Below are 813 nucleotides of genomic sequence, written 5' to 3'. Positions count from 1 at the left end.
AGGTAAGATGGGGTGACACGGACGCAGCAGGAATAGTGTTTTACCCTAACTTTTATAAATGGATGGATGAAGCCACTCATGAATATTTGTCAGCCATAGGGTATCCATCCTCTAAACTTTATGCAGAACAGCAAATTGGTGTCCCTTTATTAGAGGCTAATTGCGTTTTCAAAGGTCCTCTTTTCTTTGAGGATAGCGTTGTTGTACAAAGTGCAGTTGAAGAATTACAAAACAAAGTATTCAAATTACGACATGCTTTTATTAGAGGCGAACAAATAGTAGCTGAAGGGTATGAATTACGCGCCTGGACATCATTTGAGGGTAAACCGAAGGCGCTACCGATTCCTGATGATATCCGGGAAAAAATGATGCCGAAGACCCACCAGTCTATGAAGAGGTGAATACATGCTTACGGATAAAAAGGAACTCAAACATTTTTTAAATACTGACATCCTTCCTGACGAAATTTTCACACCCGAAGACTTTAATGATGAACATATTATGCTGAAAGACATGACTGAAAAATTTGTGAAGAACAGAGTTTACCCTGCGTTAGGAAACATAGAAAACCAGGAGTTTGATGAAACTGTGCGTCTCATCAAAGAGGCAGGTGAACTCGGTCTAATCAGCGCAGATATTCCAGAGCAAGATGGCGGTCTAGAGCTTGGAAAAGTCAGTGCGTCCATCATATCTGAAAAAATGGCGCTTGGCCGTTCGTTTTCCATTACATTTGGAGGGCAGACCGGGATTGGAGCGTTGCCAATTGCCTATTTTGGGACTGAGAAACAAAAGGCGATGTACCTCCCAAAAATG

At 41.7% G+C, this 813-nt stretch carries 2 protein-coding genes; both read left to right on the top strand.

The window, feature by feature from the left end; all coding sequences use genetic code 11:
* On the top strand, positions 1-401 hold a 401-nt coding region (locus AC1DUW_RS30950), incomplete at its 5' end, for an acyl-CoA thioesterase (RefSeq protein ID WP_477644470.1).
* 4 nt (positions 402-405) lie between these two features.
* The coding region (locus tag AC1DUW_RS30945) for an acyl-CoA dehydrogenase family protein (protein ID WP_477644469.1) at positions 406-813 on the top strand (408 nt) is incomplete at its 3' end.

This window comes from Peribacillus sp. P4_C12 (genome assembly GCF_056402095.1).
This window is presented reverse-complemented; position numbering and strand designations above follow the sequence as displayed.